Origin of the sequence: Streptomyces sp. NPDC051104, assembly GCF_040682835.1 — a bacterium.
Lineage (GTDB): Bacteria > Actinomycetota > Actinomycetes > Streptomycetales > Streptomycetaceae > Streptomyces > Streptomyces cynarae.
Genome location: NZ_JBFBBS010000010.1, coordinates 38,325 through 55,484, shown reverse-complemented (window position 1 = coordinate 55,484; position 17,160 = coordinate 38,325). Strand labels below are relative to the sequence as shown.

Here is a 17,160-nt window from a genome sequence, read left to right as displayed (position 1 = left end):
GATCTCGTGACTGCCAACCGCCGCTTCCGCGACGTCACCCGCATCGGCCCCGTCCAGGTCGGCACGTTCAACGACCACAGGGGTCGTGAGAAGCACACCGCGGCCTGTACGGCTCCCCGCTGCGGCTTCTCCGCCGACTACGACAGCCGTGCCGCCGCCGAGCTGGCCGCCCGCACCCACCGCTGCCCCGTCCGCTGAAAGGACTTCGCACTCCGTGACCGTCAGCCTGCCGCTCGTCCTCGTCCTCGGCCTCTTCGCTTGGGGAGCGGTCAAGTTCCTGGGCGTCCGCACGTGGATCGTCGTCGTGATCGCACTCTTCGGCTTTTGGCTCTCGCACACCTTCATGGCCCCCGCCATCGAATCCGGCACCCGCTCCGGCGTGAGTGTCATAAATGGCACACATGACTAGACGAGTAGATAAGGAGACCTTCGCTGTGTTCCTGCCCAAGTACCCCGACAGTCCTGCGCCGCCGCCAGCGCATACCCACACTCCGGCCGATCCGGCGCCCGTACGCCGCGCGTTCCCGCAGGTTTCCGTCAGCACCGGATCGGTTGCGGTCGTGGTCGTCGGTGGTGTGGTCCTCACCGCGCTGCTGGCCGCCGTCGCCGTCTCGGCCATCTCCGTGGCCATAGCCGCCGTGGTCCTGCGTTCCCTGATCCGCGAACACCACCGGCGCTGAAAGACGCCTGACACCCGGGGCGGCACGACACGACCAAGCATCCGCCGCCCCGGGGCCCATCCCTCTCGACCGAGCCAGTCAGAAGGAGACAGCCATCATCACCCGCGCCACCCCGCCCCCGCTCCCGGAACTCGCAAGGATGGCCCAGCACGGCACCCTGCCGGGTATCCTCCGGCAGCTCTCCGGGCTCGGCGGTTGCACCAATCCGATCCGTCTCGACGGCCACCGCACCGAGTACGACGTGGACACGCGTACCGGCGAGATCGGCCGCGTCCTCCAGCACCTCGACTCGTCGGACCTTCCGGCCGGTCAGCTCCTCGTCCGCTGCAACAACCGCCGCACCACCCGCTGCCCGGCCTGCGCCGAGGTCTACCGCCGCGACACCTTCCAACTGATCACCGCCGGACTGCGCGGCGGCAAGGGCATCCCCGAACACGTCGCCGCGCACCCGCGCGTCTTCGCCACCTTCACGGCACCCGGCTTCGGCCCGGTGCACAACCGACCGACCGGCCCCGCCGGCACTGTCCGCCCGTGCCGCTGCGGCCTGCTCCACGACCAGGACGACGACGTACTTGGCACCCCGCTCGACCCGGACACGTACGACTACGAAGCCGCCGTCCTGTGGAACGCGCACGCCGGTACGCTCTGGCGCCGCTTCTCGGTCTACCTGCGGCGCGAAGTCGCCAAGCGGGCCGGGCTGTCACAGCGTGCATTCCGCGATCACGCGCGCGTGTCCTTCGCCAAGGTCGCCGAGTACCAGAAGCGCGGCGCCGTCCACTTCCACGCCGTCATCCGCCTCGACGGCCCCGACGGGGGAGACACCCCGCCACCGGCCTGGGCCACCGCCGACCTACTGACGGACGCCATCCGCGCCGCCACCGCCAAGGTCCACGTGGACGGTCCGGTCATCGACGGACGCGCGCACAGCTTCACCTTCGGCCGCCAACTCGACGTCCGCACCATCCGCTCGGCTGACTTCAGTGGCGGCCAGGAGCTGACCGAGCGGGCCGTGGCCGCGTACATCGCCAAGTACGCCACCAAGGGCGCCGAGACAGCGACGGGCGCCCTCGACCGGCCGCTGAAGTTCGCCGCCGAGCTGGCCCAGCTCGACATCAGCGACCACGCCCGCCGCCTCATCCGAACCGCCTGGACCCTCGGCGCACGCAAGGACCTCGAACACCTCAGGCTCCGCGCCTGGGCCCACATGCTCGGCTTCCGCGGCCACTTCTCCACCAAGTCCCGCCGCTACTCCACCACCCTCGGCGCCCTCCGCAACGCCCGAGCCGAATGGCGCCGAGCCCAGACCGCAGCATCAGCCAACGGACCCGAGCCCGACACGACGTATGTCCTCGCGCACTGGGTCTTCGCCGGAACCGGCCTGTCATCCGCCGAAGCCTGGCTTGCCGCATCCCTCGAACCCGCCCCCGGAACAGAAGGAGAACCCACCCATGCATGACGACGAGCTGCTGACGGTGCCCGACGTGATGGCGCGGTTGAAACTCGGCCGGTCCACGGTCTACGACCTGATCCGCTCTCATCGCCTGCCCTCGATCACCATCGGCCGCGCCCGCCGCATCCCGTCCTCCGCCCTCGACAGGTACATTCGCCATCACCTGGAAGAAGCCGCCTGATGCCCGCACCGCGCAAGAAAACTCGTGCCAACGGAGAAGGCACCATCTACCAGCGCAAGGACGGCCGCTGGGAAGCCGCCGGATACGTACTGACGACCGACGGTAGGCGGAAGCGCGTCCGTGTGTACGGCTCGACTCGACGAGAGGCTGCCGACAAGCTCACCGAGAAGATGGCCGCCAGCAACAGCGGCCATCCGGTCGCCACCGGTAGCGACACACTCGGCGACTACCTCGCCTACTGGCTCAACAACGTGGCCTTACACCGGGTCCGCGCGAACACGCACGAGCGCTACCGCACCTGCGTGCGCCTGTACCTCCTACCCGGGCTGGGGAACAAGAAGCTGGCTCAGCTGACGGCCAGAGACGTGCGCACCTTCCTCGACCGGCTCCGCACCACCTGCCAGTGCTGCGCCTGCAACCTCGACGCCGCACCACGCCGCTGCTGCGCCATCGGCAACTGCTGCGACAGACGCCTGTCCCCGCTCACCGTCGCCTACGTGCACTCCGTCCTCAAGTCCGCACTCGAACACGCCGTCCGGGAGGATGAACTGCCCCGCAACGTCGCCCGGAACGTCAAACTCACCCCGGCCCGCCACCGGCGCTTCGAACCGCTCACCGCCGACGAAGCACGCCACTTCCTCAAAGTGGCCCGGCAGGACAAACTCCGGGCTCTGTGGGAACTGGCCCTGAGAGCCGGACTGCGACGCGGTGAACTGCTCGGCCTCACCTGGGCCGACCTCGACCCGACCGCCGGCACCCTCAACATCCGCCGCAGCCTCCAGCACAACCCCGCCGGAGGACTCACCCTCTTCCCCACCAAGACCCGGGCCGCCGAACGACGCATCGCCCTGCCCACCGTCTGCCTGGCGGCCCTCGAACAACACCGCCAGGAGCAGGAGCGTCAACGCATCGCCGCAGGGCCTCGGTGGCGGGAGAGCGGCCTGATCTTCACCAGCCGTGTCGGCACACCCCTCGACCCCAGCGACATCGCCCGGCGATTCACCGGCCTACTCCACCAGGCAGGCATACGACGGATCCGCTTCCACGACCTTCGCCACACCTGCGCCACGCTGCTCCTGGAACAGGGCGTCCAACTCGTCACCATCAAGGAACTGCTCGGTCACGCCAACATCGGCATCACCGCCCAGATCTACGCCCATGTCCGCCTGCGCCTCCAGCACGATGCCATCAACCAACTCACGGACGTCCTCCAGAATGGCGACGATCCCGAAGATCCGCCGATGGCCACAGTGCCAGCCAACTGACCACGCCACGCAGAGACGCTCGGAGCCCCCACCACGAACCGCGGGTGGGGGCTCCGGCGTCTGCTCGCGTTGCCGTCAGCGTTGCCGTCAAGCGCCTGGGGATATCGTGGTCACCCCTGCCTCGGAGCGCCTTCCTTCACACATGGGATTGCTGGGAAGGCCCAGATCTTTGCGGTGCCGATGGGAGTGTGGAGAGTCTTACCAGGTGTGGCATCAGGCGACCTCAGGTCGCATATACATCGCCCCCGAACGCAATGTCAGGCTGCCCTCCAGCGCCCGTTCAGCAGCCATCTCACCCACCCTAAAGCGGCGTTCCGGGGCAACAGCAGCAGCATTCAGCCCAGCCCCCCTCGTACGCACCATTCGATTGGTGGTGAAACGGTTTAGCACCCTCCAAAGAGAGCCGACAAAATTGGCCATTTCCGGATCCCTTTCTTTGTCGAACCCTGCCGCCCAACGCCCGGATTCCAGAATGCCGGGCGTCTTCTCCAAACTCCTCACCCACTGAACGACAGGACCGATCCCGGGTCCGACAATCGCACCATCCGAACCGATATCCACAGGCAATCTGGGATGCAAGGCGGGATTCCAAATGGTTGCGATAGTTCCGCATTCATCAACCGACTCACGCACTGGCGGGGCCCCCCTATCCACCCATGGAACATAGGCGAGGAGCTTCACCCCTGGATGCTTGGACTGAATAGCCCTTAGGACCCGATCCTCGTCTTCGGGCAACAAAAGAAGCTGAATCTGTCGTCCAGTAGAAGGCATGTTCTCCTCGATCCATGAGCGGGCCACCGGCCACTACATCTATGGTATTGGCTTTGGAATCATCAGAACCGGCCCCTTACCCCACATGTGAATGTCAATGGCATTTGCCAGTTCTCGTGAATCCGGAGTGACACCGTCACTCAAGGTATCGACCGTATTCACGTAGAGAGGTGATCCATCTTCCAACTCGAACGTCAGGTCAGGCCTCCGCACCTCTCCATTGGGCCCGAATATTGTTTGCTCCGGCTTCACTGCGCCAGTGGTTCGGTCCGTTCCTCCAGCAATATGCTTCCAGCCAGGATTGGCGTCCATCAGTTCGTCCCGCACTTCATCCAGGTGCTGCACCGTCGACGGTTTACCCCGCATGCCAAACGGGTTACGGGGAATCCGCGGCTTTGCCCCGTTCGCACACTGACACTTTGTGGAGTGTCCTGCGATAGCTCCGTTGCAGTTGTGAACCAGGACTGGTGTGTCCCCGGCCTCCACATAGTACGTGTGGAGGGTGCCGATGGTGAGGTCGTAGGTCGTGGTGTGCGCGTGGTAGAGGCGGACCCCGGTGACCTTTGCCGTGCCGGTCGGGGTTTGGAGGACGTCGCCGGCCTGCAGGTCCTTGGCTTCGACGAAGGCCGACTGGGTCTCGTCGTAGAAGGGGTGGTGGAAGGTTGTGGTCAGGTGCGCGACCTGCGTGTCCTTCTCGCCCGTGTCGGCCTTGGCAGCCTGCGTGGTCGCCACCGGGCTGACCGCTGCCACCGGTGCCGTTGCCGACTGGTCGGCGTGGCCGTGGCTCGCCGCCAGGGCACCCAGCACCGCGGCCGAGGCCGCCAGGCCGAAGGCCGCCTTGCGGGCCGCCTTCTTGGCCAGGGACTTGGCGCCGGCCTTCAGGCCGGCCTTCGCCCCGTCCTTCGCCCCGTCCTTCGCCGCCTGTTTGGCGCCGGACTCGGCCGTCGCCTTGATCGTGAGGTCGACGAAGTCGTGGTCGGTGTAGGTCACGATGACCGCGGTGACCTTGTGGGCCTCTGTGCCCTTCGCGCCCGGCACGGAGTTGGCGATCGTGTCACCGACCTTCACCTGGTCGATGGCCTTCGTCGTGCCGTCCGCCATCAGGACCCGCGTCGAACCAGTGAAACTGTGCGGCTCGGCGTCCTCACCCGACGGCCTCGAACAGCTGGGAGCCTCCTCTTCGGCCGACCCACCCGGCTCATCCGAATGCGACTGAGCCTGTGTCCCAGCCCCCTCCGACTCCGCCGCCGAAGCAGCCTGGTCCGTGGCATCTGACGCCGCTGAATCAGCCGCCTCGGTCGCCCCCTTGCCGAACAGGCCACCCACGACCGACATCGCCTTCGGCGCCACCTTGGCCAGCAGCTTGCCGCCCAGCTCGCCCATCGCGCCGCCCAGCGCGCCCGCCGCCGCGCCCTCCAGGGCCGAACCCGCGAACGCGCCCACGCTGCAGTCGCCGCCGCCGTTCTGCGCGCACTTGAAGCCCTGCTCCACCAGGGAGCCGGCCGCGCCCGCCATCGCCGCACAGCCGATCGTGCCCACACCCCACGTGGCTGCCTCACAGCCTGCGAACACCGCCGTGGAGACCACGAACGACGTGATCGCCGCCGCATGGTGCTTGACGTACGTCGCCGCCGTCTTCGCCGCCGACACCGTCGCGTGGTACGCCGTCCTGGCCACCGAGGCGACCTTGTGCGCCGCCTTCTTCACCACGCTCACCGCTTCGTGCGCGTAGTGCTTGGCCTTCTGCACCACCCGGTGCACCACACTCGCCACGTGGTGGTAGGCCGAGTGCACCGCATGCACCACATGGCGATACCAGCGTCTGACATGCCGTGCGGCGTAGTGATAGATCCGCCGCGTGTAGCGCACCGTCGCCCGGTACACGTCCCGCACGTGGCTCACGAACCGGTGCGCCGCGTGCTTGACCGCGCTCACCGCGTGGTGCACCACCTGACGCGCCCGGTGGTACAGGTGGGTCGCCGTCTTCTTCACCGCGTGCCAGGCGCTCTTGGCCTTGCTCACCGCGTGCTTGGCCGCCTGCACCTCGCACGACCCGGTCCACCAGGAGCAGTGACCGGACGGGTCCGTGCCCTCCATCGGGTTGTCCGCGACGTACGCGAACGGGTTCGCGGCCGCCGAGTTCGGCGCCGGGTTCGGCGAGAAGCTGTCCTTGTTCAGGAACTGACCCGTGCCCGGGTTGTACCAGCGCGAGGCCGTGCCCACATCACCCGTACCGGGTTCCGTCCAACCCGACTGGAAGCCCAGATGACCCGCGATCGTGTTCGTCGGCGAGACCACCTTGCCCAGCGGGTCGTACGACACCGAACCCGCCAGCCCCGTCGCACCCGAGGTGAAGGTGCCCACCACGTCGTTGTGTTGGTCCGTCAGGGCCAGGACTCCGGTGCCGCCGGCCGGCTTGATGCCGATCAGGCCGCCCGTGGGGTCGTAGGTGTAGGTGTTGTCGCCGTCCGAGGCGATCGTGTTGTCCGCGCCCGAGTACTGGAAGGTGCGCGACGAACCGATCGTGGTGTCCGTGTCGGTGATGTTCCGGCCGGTCGCGTCGAGCGTGTAGGACTGCGTGCCCGCCACGATCTGGTCGCCGAACGCGTCCGTCTTGAACGCCATCGTGCCGCTCGCCGACGACTGCTGCGTCATCGTGCCGCGGGCCGAGTAGTCGTAGGAGTTCACGCCGTCCGACGTCAGCTCGTCGCGCTCGTCGTACGTGTACACGTTCGAGCCGTTGCGGATGCGGTTGCCGGAGGCGTCGTACGCGTACTGCGTGGTCGTCGTGCCGTCGTTCCACGACGTCAGGCGGTCCGCCCAGTCGTAGGTGTAGGTGTTCGACGACGCGCCCGAGACACCCGTCGTCGTCTTCGACGTCAGGTTGCCGTTCTTGTCGTAGCCGTAGGAGAAGCTCGCCGGCGTGGAGGCGCCCTGGACCAGGGTGTCGCCCGTCAGCTCGTGCGCGCTGTTGTAGGTGAAGGTCCGCGTCTGGCCCGTCGAGCCGTACTTGATCGACGACAGCTCGTTCAGTTTGCCGTACGCGTACGTCAGGTGCGTGCCGGTGGCCGCATCGTCCAGGGAGGCCAGGCGCCCGGCCGTGTCGTAGCCGTAGTTCGTCGTGCCCGCGGCGTCCGTGCGGGAGAGCACCTGGCCGTCGTCGTTGTACGAGAAGCTGGACGAGCCCGCCGAGCCGGAGGTCGTGAGCAGGTCACCGCGGTCGTCGTAGGTGAACGCGTCGTGCGTGGCCGCCTGGTGGTCCGCCGCGCCGGTGGTGCCGGCTTCGGTGGTGTCCGCGCTCAGCACGCGGCCGTCCGCGTCGTAGGTGAAGCTGCGGGTCGCCGTCGCCGCGTCCGCACCCGTGCCGGACATCTGCTTCAGCTGGCCCAGCGAGTCGTACGTCATCGACGTGGTCGCGCCGCCCGGCTGCGTCACGTTCGTCAGCTGCCCGTCCGCGTCGTACGCGTACGTCGTGGTCGAGTCCGCCGCCGAGGAGTACTTCGCCGTCGTCGGCTCGATCACCTTCTCCTGCTGGCCCCACGGCGTGTACGTGTAGCGCCAGGAGTTGCCGCGGCCGTCGGTGAACCGGGTCCGCTGGCCCGCCGCGTCGTAGCCGAACGTGGTCGTGATCGACGTGGAGGCGTCGACCGGCTGGATCTCCTGGGTGAGGGTGCCCGCCGCGTCGTACGTGAAGTGGCTGGTGTGGCCGTTCGCGTCGGTCGCGGAGATGACGTTTCCGTTGCCGTCGTAGCTCTGCGACGTCTGCGCCAGCACGTTGTTGCCGGCGTCGTATTGGGTGCTCTGCACCGGGGCGCCGGAGGCGTTGTAGTCCGTCTCCGACGAGGTGCCGTCCGGCAGGATCGTCTTCTGCCGGTTGCCCTCGAAGTCGTACGTGTACTGGGTGGTGTTGCCCGCCCCGTCCGTGACCGAGGTGATGTCACCGGCCCGGTTGTAGCCGTAGGACGTCTTCACACCGCCGGGTGTGGTGGTCGACGCCAGGTGCGCGCCGTAGGGGTTGCCGGAGGTGAGCGCGTACGAGTTCGTGGTCGTCAGCGTCTTCGTCGACGGGTAGCGCTCCAGCGTGCTCTGGGTGAGCTGGCGCCCCAGGAAGTCGTACGTCGCCTGGGTCTGCGCGCCCGTGCCGTCCGTCGCGGACAGCTCGTCGCCGTTGGTGTCGTAGGTGGCGTGGGTCTTGGTGCCGTCCGGTTCGGTGATCTGGGCGACGTTGCCCATCTGGTCGTACAGGTACGACGTGGTCCGGCCGCCCGGCGTCGTCACCGACGTCTGGTTGCCCTCGCTGTCGTACGTCCACACCGTGGTGCCCGCGTTGGGCGTCGAGGCGCCGGCGGGGGTGTACGGCGGCAGGGTCTCGGAGACCTTGTTGCCGACCGCGTCGTACGCCGTCGTCGTGGTCAGGCCGCCCGGGTCCTGCTCCTCGACCGCCTCGCCGAAGGTGTTGAAGCCGGAGGTGGTGACCGGGTGGACGGTGACCGGGTTGGTGCCGTCCGCCTCCGCCTGCACGGCCGGCGCGGTCGTCACCGCCAGGTTGCCGGACTCGTCGTACTGGTAGGTGGTGGTGTTCTGCTCGGCGTCCGTCATGGACGTCGGCAGGCCGCGCTTGTCGTACGTCCACTTCGTCGTCTGCTCGTCGGACGAGCCGACCGTGCCGCCGGTGCGGCCCTTGCCGTACAGGGAGGAGACGTCGGAGGCGGACAGGGCGCGCTGGTAGACCTGCGTGTCGGACACCGCGCCGGCGACCACGTCGGAGACGGTGCCGCCCGCGGTCTTCGTGCCGCCGATCGACAGCGGTCCGGTGCCGGTCCACGGCGTGGTGTCGGTGGCCGTGCCCGCAAGCGCGCCGTCGACGTACAGGTTCATCGCGCCGGTGGTGGCGTCGAAGGTGCCGACCAGGTGCGTCCAGGTGTTCAGCGTCGGTGCTGTGGACGCCTTGGCGTCGTAGAACGCGGACGGGGAGGTCGCGTCCTGGCTGGCGATGTGGAATCGGTAGGCGTTGTCGGCCTTGGAGTACTGCAGGTAGAAGGAGGCCCGGTTGGTGCCGCCCTGCGCCACGAATGTGCGGTAGGTGGAGGTGTCGGTCAGCTTCACCCACGCCGAGACGGTGTACGAGGCGGTGGTGTCCAGAACCGGGCTGTTGGTGGCGACGATGTCGCCGTGGCCGGAGGTGTCGCCGCTGAACTGGGCGGCGTCGTCCGACCAGGTCACGCCCGCTCCGGCGGTGGCGGTGTTGCCGCTGCCCGAGGCGTCGGTGACGTTCGTGCCGGAGGTCTGGTTGAGCTTCCACCAGCCCGCGGGGTGACCGGAGGCGTCCCCGTACAGCGTCTCGCTGAGCAGGTTGCCCATGTCGTCGTAGCTGCTGGTGACGGTGCGGTCGTAGCCGGAGGAGTCGTGGTCGTTCTGGCTGGCGACCTGGTCGTCCGGCGTGTACGAGACCGTGGTGACGCGGTCCACTCCGGTCGGGTCGACGGTGGTGGAGGTGGTGCGGGAGGCCGCGTCGACCGCGTAGTTGGTGACGTTCTCGCCGTTGTCCGTCGTCTTGGAGACGAGGTTGCCGGCGGCGTCGTACGAATTCGACTCCAGGACGTAGCTGGTGGAGCCGTCGGCGCTCTTCTTGGTCGCCGTCGCGAGCAGGCCGTCGTCCGTGTAGGTGTACGACGTGGTGCTGCCCATCGCGTCGGTCACCGACGCGAGGCGTCCGGACGGGTCGTAGGCGCGCGAGGACTCGATGAGGAGGCTCGGGCTCTGCGGGCTGACCGGGTCGCCCTTGTACATCAGGCCCTGGGTGAGCAGGTTGCCCTCGGCGTCGTACGTGTAGTCGATCTCGTTGCCCGCGCTCGAGACCTCCTTGGTCTTGTTGCCGGAGGTGTCGTACGAATAAGTCGTGGTGTTGCCGTAGGAAGCGCCCGCCGCCACGTTGGCGTCGGACTCGGTCGCGACGTGGTCGTAGCCGTCGTACGTCCACGTCTGGGTGCGGGACTGGTCTCCGCCGCTGCCGTCGGAGACGGTCTGCGAGCTGATGTTGCCGTCGTCGTCGAAGACGGTGGTGGTGACGGCGGAGTGGGTGGCGCCGGTGACCCGGTCGGTGAGCTGCGGGTCGTGCTCCTCGGTGACCTGGCCGGCCGCGTCGTACGTGTAGGTGGTGGTGAGGCCGTTCGGGTAGGTGTCGGAGACCACCTTCTGGCTGGTGACCTGGCCGACCCCGTCATACGTGTACTGGGTGACCAGGCCGATGGCGTCGGTGGTGGAGGCCACGTCGCCGTTCGAGAAGTAGGAGACCTGGTTGACCGCGCCGCCGGGGCTGATGGTCTTCACCGGCAGGCCCTTGGGCACCACGCCGCCGTCGGCGGACGGGTAGGTGCTGGTGCCGTCGCTGTAGACGGTCGTGGTGGTGCGACCGCCCGGGAAGCCGGGGACGGCGGGGCCGGTGATGGCGGTCTGGTTGCCCGCCGAGTCGTAGGTGTACGACGTCAGGTAGGTGTTGTCGGTGGCGGACGAGGAGCGGCCGTCACGCGCGGTCAGCACCTGGTCGTTGCGCGGGTCGGCCGTGGTCAGCTGGGCCGTGGTGTCGTCCGGGTAGTACGTGTAGTACTCGGTGTTGCACTTGTTCGCGGCCTGGTCCTGGCAGGTGGTCGAGGAGACGATGTTGCCGCGCACGTCGTGGCCGGTGACGGTCATGGCACCGTTGGGGTCGACGACCGTGTGCTCGAAGCCGGCGGTGTCGTAGCCGAAGCTGGTCCTGTTGCCGAGGGCGTCGGTCTCGGTCAGGGCGCGATTGCCGTGGGTGACGTCGTAGGTGTAGGTGAGCGTCGCACTTGTCGGCGTGGTGACCTTGACCGTCTCGACGGGCAGCAGGCCGGTGGAGTTCTTCGCCGCCTGGAACTGCTCGTTCACATCGCCCGCGGACAGCTCGGACCGGTAGGTGGCGACCTCTGCGACCGAGCCGTTGAAGTAGGTGACGTAACCGGTGTTGGACGTGGTGCTGGCGTGTGCCTCGTCGGGCCAGGAGCCGCCGATGTAGCCCGCGCCTACGGACAGGTTCGGCTGGTTGCTCATGGCGGCCGTGCCGGTCTGGGTGCCGACCAGCGTGTCGTCGAGGTACAGCGACTGGCTGGAGGCCGACGAGGAGAGCACCACGTGATGCCACTTGCCGTCGGTGACGGCGGCGGAGGAGGCCAGCGGCTTGCCTGCGCCGCCGGAGAACCAGAACTCGCCGTTGAGCTTGCCGCTGCTGCCGACGTAGAGGACGGGCGTGTAGTTGCCGGGCGTCGTGCCCGAGCTCAGTGGGTCACGGGAGGTGCCGAGCAGCACGCCGCCCGCGGTCGTGGTCTTGAACCACAGGCTGACCGATTCGGCGCCGGAGCCGGGCACCGCGCCGCTGGGCAGGCTCACATACGAGGTGCTGCCGTTGAACGAGGCCGTGGTGTGGTCGCTGAACGGTCCCGCGGCGCCGAGCGTGACCGCGTTGTAGGTGCCGGTGCCGCCGCGCACCTCGTTCAGCGCCTGGGACGCGCCGGCCGCCTCACCGAAGCGGAAGTACTGGTTCGGGGCGGCACCCAGCACCGCGCCGCGGTAGGTGTTGCTGGAGCCGGTGACCGTCGGCGCGCCCGGCTTCCACACCCCGCCGTTCTCGTCGGTGAGCTGGGTGAGGGTGGTGGCCGAGTCGTACGTCATCGCCGCGAACGTCTTGCCGGACGGGCGCGTGATGGAGGTCAGCAGGCTGGCGCTGTGCGTGCCGTACTTGTACAGCTCGCTGACGTCGGCGGCCTGGAGCGGACGGCTGTACCAGGCGGCGTCCGCGATGGAGCCGTTGAAGTAGGTGGGGTAGCCGTAGCCGGAGGAGGTGGAGTAGTTCGGCTCGTCGGGCCAGCTGCCGCCGAGGAAGCCGGTGCCGAGGTAGTTGAACGACTGGTTCTTGCCGAAGGCGGTCGCGCTCTTGATGGAGACGGAACCGGTGCGCGAGCCGACCTTCGTGTTGTCCAGGTACAGAGTCTGGGAGTTGCCCGCCGCGGACAGCACCACGTGGTGCCACCTGCCGTCGGCGACCGACGCGGTGGACACGATCGGGTTGACGCCGCCGCTGTACCAGAACTCGGCGTTCAGCTTGCCGTCGGTGCCCACGTAGACGGACGGCGTGTAGAAGCCCGCCGCCTGACCGGAGCCGATGGGCTGGGAGGCGTAGGAGTAGATGACGCCCGGGCCCTGGGAGGTCTTGAACCACAGGGAGAGCGCACCGGAGTCGGTGTCGTTGCCGAGGTTCTTCGGCAGGGAGATGTCGGAGGAGGTGCCGTTGAAGCCGGCCGCCGTCGCCGAGGAGCCGGTGAGCGGGCCGGGCTGCCCCAGGGTGACGTTCTCGTAAGTGGCGTTGGTGGTGCCCTCGTTGGCCAGGACGCTGTCCTTGGCCGTGGTACCGGAGGACTCCGACAGCGGCCAGAAGGTGTGCGGGTCCAGGTCGAGGGCGGCGTTGCGGTAGCCGGAGCCGCTGGTGTAGCCGTACGTCGTGCACTTGGTGGCGGACACCGGTGAGCAGACCTTCGTGAGCTGGTCGCCGCTGTAGCCGTAGGTCCAGGTCTGGACGGTGGAGGAGTCGCCGGGGGTGACCGGGTCGGTGACCACGGTCGCCACGTGGGCGGCCTGGGCGCCGGTGGGCGTGGACCAGGTCAGGTTGAGCGAGCGACCGGAGATCGCGGACGTCATCTTGGTGATGTGGCCGCTGGTCCAGGTGAGGTTCACCGACCGCCCGTTGGCGTCCGTCACCGAGGTCAGGCCGTAGGCACCGGAGCCCAGGGACTGGGTGAAGGTGTAGACGGTGTCGTCCTTGTCGGTCAGCGTGTAGCCGCCGGTGACCGACTTGAAGGTGGCGAAGCGACCGTTTCCGGGCGTGAAGGTCCCGTCGCTGTTCTTGCCGTAGCCGACCTCGGAGCCGTCGGGGTAGGTGACGTAGACGCTGGAGACCGCGCCGGAGGCGGTGTACTGCTCGGTGGCCCGGGCGTCGAAGATGCTCGACCAGCCGGCGCCGAACGCGCCCGCCCACCGCGGGTCGCGGGAGTTGTAGTCGCGCTCCACGTCCAGGGACGGACCGACAGTGGAGATCGAGGCGTCCGTGTCGGACGTCGTGTAGTTGCCGATCGAGGCGTCGAAGCCGTGGTCGCTGCTGTTCTGCGACAGGCCCGAGGTGATCACCCGCTGCGGCACCTCGACGGCCATCGCGTACGGGGTGGCCGTGGAGTAGAGGTTGGTGGCGGAGTCGTACGCCTGGACTGCCCAGGTGTAGCTCTTGCCCCAGGCCAGCTTCCCGGCGGGGACGGTCCAGTCACCGGTGGAGAGCAGGCCGGAGTCGGCGACCTTGGCGCCGGTGGAGTCGAAGACCTGGAAGAGGTACTGGTTGCTGCTGCCGCTGCTGGAGTTGGCGCCGCCCGCCCAGGCGGTCAGCTCGGGTGTGGTGGTGTACTCGACCGCGTTGTCGTTCGGGAACTGCTCGTACAGCTGGGGCGCGGTGTTGCCGGTGTAGGTCACCTCTATCCAGGGGCCCTTGTTCGGGTCGTTGAAGGAGCCGAACTGCTTCCAGTGCAGCGCGTCGGCCGTCGACGCGTAGACCGCCAGGCCGTAGTCGTTGGTGGTGCCGTTGAACCAGCCCTGGATGGCGGAGGTGGACAGCGAGACGGTCACCCAGTCGCCGACGCTGCGGTCGGCGGCGGTGTTGGCGCAGGCGTTGGGCACGCTCGGGGTGGCGTTGCCGATCGAGGAGCCCTTGGACGGACCCGGGTAGCTGGTGACGGACTCGGGCGACCAGGAGCTGGTCACGAGGGCGACGTCGAAACGTTCCGCCGTGCAGGTGGAGGCCCAGGTGTCGAACAGGTGCAGGTTGGCGGCGGTGACGGTGTTCCTGCTGCCGTCCCAGGCGGTGTCCCAGTGGTTGACGAAGCTGTTGGCCGAGTGGGTGCCGGAGTCGTAGGAGCCGACCTTGATGGTCTGCTCATAGGAGTGGTCGACGTTGTTGCCGGATCCGGACTCGGCGTAGGTGGTGGTCCAGCCGTCGTCCACGGTGGGGTCGACGGTGACCGGGAAGACGCGGTGCGCGTCGTGCAGCCAGCCGCTGTCCAGGGTCACCTTCAGCGCGTAGCCGTTCTCGTCGTGGACGAGTTCGGTGGTGACGTCGTGGGTGGTGGCCGGGTCGCCGGAGCGGCGGTTCACCTTCGAGTCGTACGCGTACGCCGGAGGGATGCGCTCGACGGTCTTGCCGGCGGAGTCCTTGAGGTCGATCCAGCCGTTGTCGTGCTGGACGGGGGTGAGTCCCTTGAGGGTGAGCGGGAAGGTCCAGGTGGTGCCGGCGTCCGCGGAGTGCAGGACGACCGACTCCTTCACACCGGTGGCGGTGGGCGCGACCTTCAGGTCGGTGGCGTCGAGGACGCCCGCGTAGGTGACGGTGGAGCCGTGTGCGGTGCCCTGGACGGGGGCGGCGCCCTTGAGGGCGTAGGCGACGCGGTGCGCGGAGTCGACCGCGAGGGAGGCGAGGGCGGGGTCGGTGGCCTTGGTGCCGAAGTCGACGGCCAGGGAGTTGGCCTTCTCGTGCCAGCGGCCGTCCGGGCCTGCCCGCACGTCCACGTCGATCGGCGCCCATCTGCCCTTGACCACCTGGTAGTTGACCGGAGACAGATGCATCTGACGGGTGATGGAGCCGTCGGCGTTGTCGTAGACCGTCGCGGTGCGCGAGGACTTGGCGGCGTCGCGCTTGCTGGTCCGGGGGTTGAAGCTGCCACCGCGGCTGCGGCCCTGCTTGATGGCGGGCTGGTGCGGGTGGTAGGCGGCCAGTTCACCACGGCCCTTGCCGGGCGCGTGGCCCGCGCCCCGACCGGCCTCGGTGGCCTTCGCCGACACGTGGTGCCCGTGCCCCGCGGCCGTACCGGACTGCTGGCGCGGCAGGTCGCCCCAGTGCGGGTCGGTGAACCAGCGCGCCATGGAGCTGAGGCTGAGCTGGGGCATCTGGACCGGGCCCAGCTCCATGCCCTCGGCCACGGCCTGACTTGTCGTCAACGACAGGGCCAGAGCCGTGAGAAGAAGCACGGCGACGCGACGGCGCGCTCGGTGGGCACGACGAGCGGGGCGGACGCGGCGGAACGACCGAACGCGCACAGCAACGACTCCAACAGTCAGGAAGGACACAAGAAGCGCGCCGATCTTGCCCGTTGTGAACTTGCCGTGAACAGATCAAGGGAGTGATCTTGCCTTGGCCTTGACCAGCCCTCGATGAACCTGTCCGGGTCGGCCTCGCTCGCCCGTTTGCGTTTTGAGAACTCCTTTACGGGCTAGGGAGGTTCTTGACCCCGGGAGTTCGATGGCCCTGCGGTCGTCGAGGGGTGGGGCCGGCGCCCGATCGGGCAGCCCGCCACCGGGTACTCGAGGTCCTGTTCGTCGCCTGCGCCTGCCGCGGTGAAGTCCATGAGCGCGGCCGGGCCGTCGGTCACCAAGCGTCCCGAAGTCCGCGCGACCGGGCAGTCTTTGTCCGGGCGGCGCCGCTGAGTCAGAGCGCGATTTCGGTGCGATGCAGATCGAGAAGATCCGGATCCTGCCGAACCAGTTCCTCCTCGAACGCGCCCCAGCCCCTTTCACGGACGAAGGCCGCCTCCGTCTCACCGATCGGGACCAGCCACACGACGGATGTCTCCACGCCGTTCTCCAGCACGACCGACGCGAAATCGTCGTCGAAGTAGACCGGCAGCGCGGCATAGAGGGCCGTCATGGTGCTCCCTGGAAGAAGCGGCATGGGCAGCGGGATCACTTCCCCGCGCAATACGGCCTGTCCGTCGGCCACCAGACCCCCGGCGACCCACTCCAGAACGCCCGGCAGAGGCCCGTGGTCCTCATCCGGAACCGGGTGGCCGCACGCCAGCAGTTCGAGGTGCTGGTGCCGCCCCGATACGCGGGACGTCAAAGGAGTCCTGAAGAGGCCGATCGTGGCGTATGACTGGATCCCCGGCAGCGCACCCCCAGTGAAGTAACCCACCTTTGGGGTGCCCTCAGGTGACTGCTCACGGGCTGACCAGGCACCCACCAGCCGACCGAGGCGGGATTCGAAGTGATCGACCAGAGCAGCCACCGCCACGCGCCATCCGTTCTCTTCCGAACTCCCGCTCACCGGTACTTATGGACCGTCCCCACCATGGCCTCGGCCTCCCCGGGGCAGCCTGCCAGTTCCCCGGCGCGGCGAATCTCCTCGTCGGTCATGCCGCGCGCCAAAGTGATCGCCTCATGGAGCCCGTCGGCGTCTCCGGCGTGGATCTTCTTCAAGTACCACTTCAGGGCCTCGACGCTCTGGCCCATGGCCGTGAGCAGGTCACCGAGCACGCCGTAGGCGTCGTCGACACCGCCCGCCGCGGCGGAGCGCAGGAGCGCGGCGACGGCATGGGGGTCGTGCTTCCCCCACCACAGCCGCGCCAGGTTGAACTGGGCGTGGGCGTCGCCGTCGTCGGCGGCCTCCTTGAAGAGCCGCTCGGCCTCCGCGAGGTCCTGCGGGACTCCCAGCCCGTTCGCGAGAAGATGCCCGAGGCTTCGCTTACCCACGGCACTGCCCCGGTCAGCGGTCTTCTTGAACCAGAAGGCGGCATCGGCGGGATGCTCCGCGAATTCCAGGAGGATCCCTCCGAGTACGTTCTGGACGCCCATGTCACCCGATTCCGCCGCAGCCGTGAGCGACGGCAGGATCTCGCCGAGCCGGTCGGCGGCAGCTGGATCCCCGTCCTGCGCCGACTCCAGAAGGGACAGAGCGGTTGCCGCGGTGGCGGAGATCTCGTCTGTCAC

At 68.3% G+C, this 17,160-nt stretch carries 10 protein-coding genes; 6 read left to right on the top strand and 4 right to left on the bottom strand.

Annotation, left to right across the window (positions count from 1 at the left end):
• Positions 1-6: 6 nt before the first annotated feature.
• The 6 genes from AB0N14_RS17145 (at position 7) to AB0N14_RS17120 (ending at position 3,576) form a co-directional block, all read left to right on the top strand.
• Entirely contained in the window at positions 7-198 is a 192-nt protein-coding gene (locus tag AB0N14_RS17145; protein ID WP_093765235.1) for a mobile element transfer protein, read from the top strand.
• Between the two features lie 16 nt (positions 199-214).
• Complete coding sequence (locus AB0N14_RS17140; protein ID WP_366026463.1) at positions 215-409, top strand: hypothetical protein; 195 nt, start codon at positions 215-217, stop codon at positions 407-409.
• Between the two features lie 25 nt (positions 410-434).
• Positions 435-680: a SpdD protein gene (locus AB0N14_RS17135; protein WP_366026462.1), complete on the top strand. Its 246-nt coding sequence runs from the start codon at positions 435-437 to the stop codon at positions 678-680.
• A gap of 139 nt (positions 681-819) precedes the next feature.
• Positions 820-2,136 (top strand): replication initiator, encoded by a 1,317-nt coding sequence (locus tag AB0N14_RS17130; protein WP_366026461.1) that lies wholly within the window; start codon positions 820-822, stop codon positions 2,134-2,136.
• Positions 2,129-2,311 carry a helix-turn-helix domain-containing protein gene (locus AB0N14_RS17125; RefSeq protein WP_366026460.1) on the top strand — a complete coding sequence of 61 codons (183 nt, stop codon included), beginning with the start codon at positions 2,129-2,131 and terminating at the stop codon, positions 2,309-2,311. Before AB0N14_RS17130 ends, AB0N14_RS17125 begins: the two co-directional genes overlap by 8 nt.
• Positions 2,311-3,576: a tyrosine-type recombinase/integrase gene (locus tag AB0N14_RS17120; RefSeq protein WP_366026459.1), complete on the top strand. Its 1,266-nt coding sequence runs from the start codon at positions 2,311-2,313 to the stop codon at positions 3,574-3,576. The genes AB0N14_RS17125 and AB0N14_RS17120 overlap by 1 nt, the downstream gene beginning before the upstream one ends.
• Positions 3,577-3,789: 213 nt before the next feature.
• On the opposite strand, the gene AB0N14_RS17115 is transcribed toward AB0N14_RS17120, so the two are convergent.
• From AB0N14_RS17115 to AB0N14_RS17100, 4 genes are all read right to left on the bottom strand, one after another.
• Positions 3,790-4,347 (bottom strand): hypothetical protein, encoded by a 558-nt coding sequence (locus tag AB0N14_RS17115; RefSeq protein WP_366026458.1) that lies wholly within the window; start codon positions 4,345-4,347, stop codon positions 3,790-3,792.
• Between the two features lie 39 nt (positions 4,348-4,386).
• A complete protein-coding gene (locus tag AB0N14_RS17110; RefSeq protein WP_366026457.1) occupies positions 4,387-15,426 on the bottom strand; it encodes a LamG-like jellyroll fold domain-containing protein in 11,040 nt (3,679 codons plus the stop codon).
• Positions 15,427-15,883: 457 nt separating this feature from the next.
• Positions 15,884-16,465 carry a suppressor of fused domain protein gene (locus AB0N14_RS17105; protein ID WP_366026456.1) on the bottom strand — a complete coding sequence of 194 codons (582 nt, stop codon included), beginning with the start codon at positions 16,463-16,465 and terminating at the stop codon, positions 15,884-15,886.
• Positions 16,466-16,494: 29 nt separating this feature from the next.
• The gene (locus tag AB0N14_RS17100) at positions 16,495-17,160 is read right to left on the bottom strand and encodes a tetratricopeptide repeat protein (protein ID WP_366026455.1); all 666 of its coding nucleotides are present in this window, start codon (positions 17,158-17,160) and stop codon (positions 16,495-16,497) included.

Coding starts and splice junctions, on each gene's coding strand:
- AB0N14_RS17130 (WP_366026461.1), top strand. CDS start 820: ATGGCCCAGCACGGCACCCTGCCGGGTATCCTCCGGCAGCTCTCCGGG.
- AB0N14_RS17125 (WP_366026460.1), top strand. CDS start 2,129: ATGCATGACGACGAGCTGCTGACGGTGCCCGACGTGATGGCGCGGTTG.
- AB0N14_RS17120 (WP_366026459.1), top strand. CDS start 2,311: ATGCCCGCACCGCGCAAGAAAACTCGTGCCAACGGAGAAGGCACCATC.
- AB0N14_RS17115 (WP_366026458.1), bottom strand. CDS start 4,347: ATGCCTTCTACTGGACGACAGATTCAGCTTCTTTTGTTGCCCGAAGAC.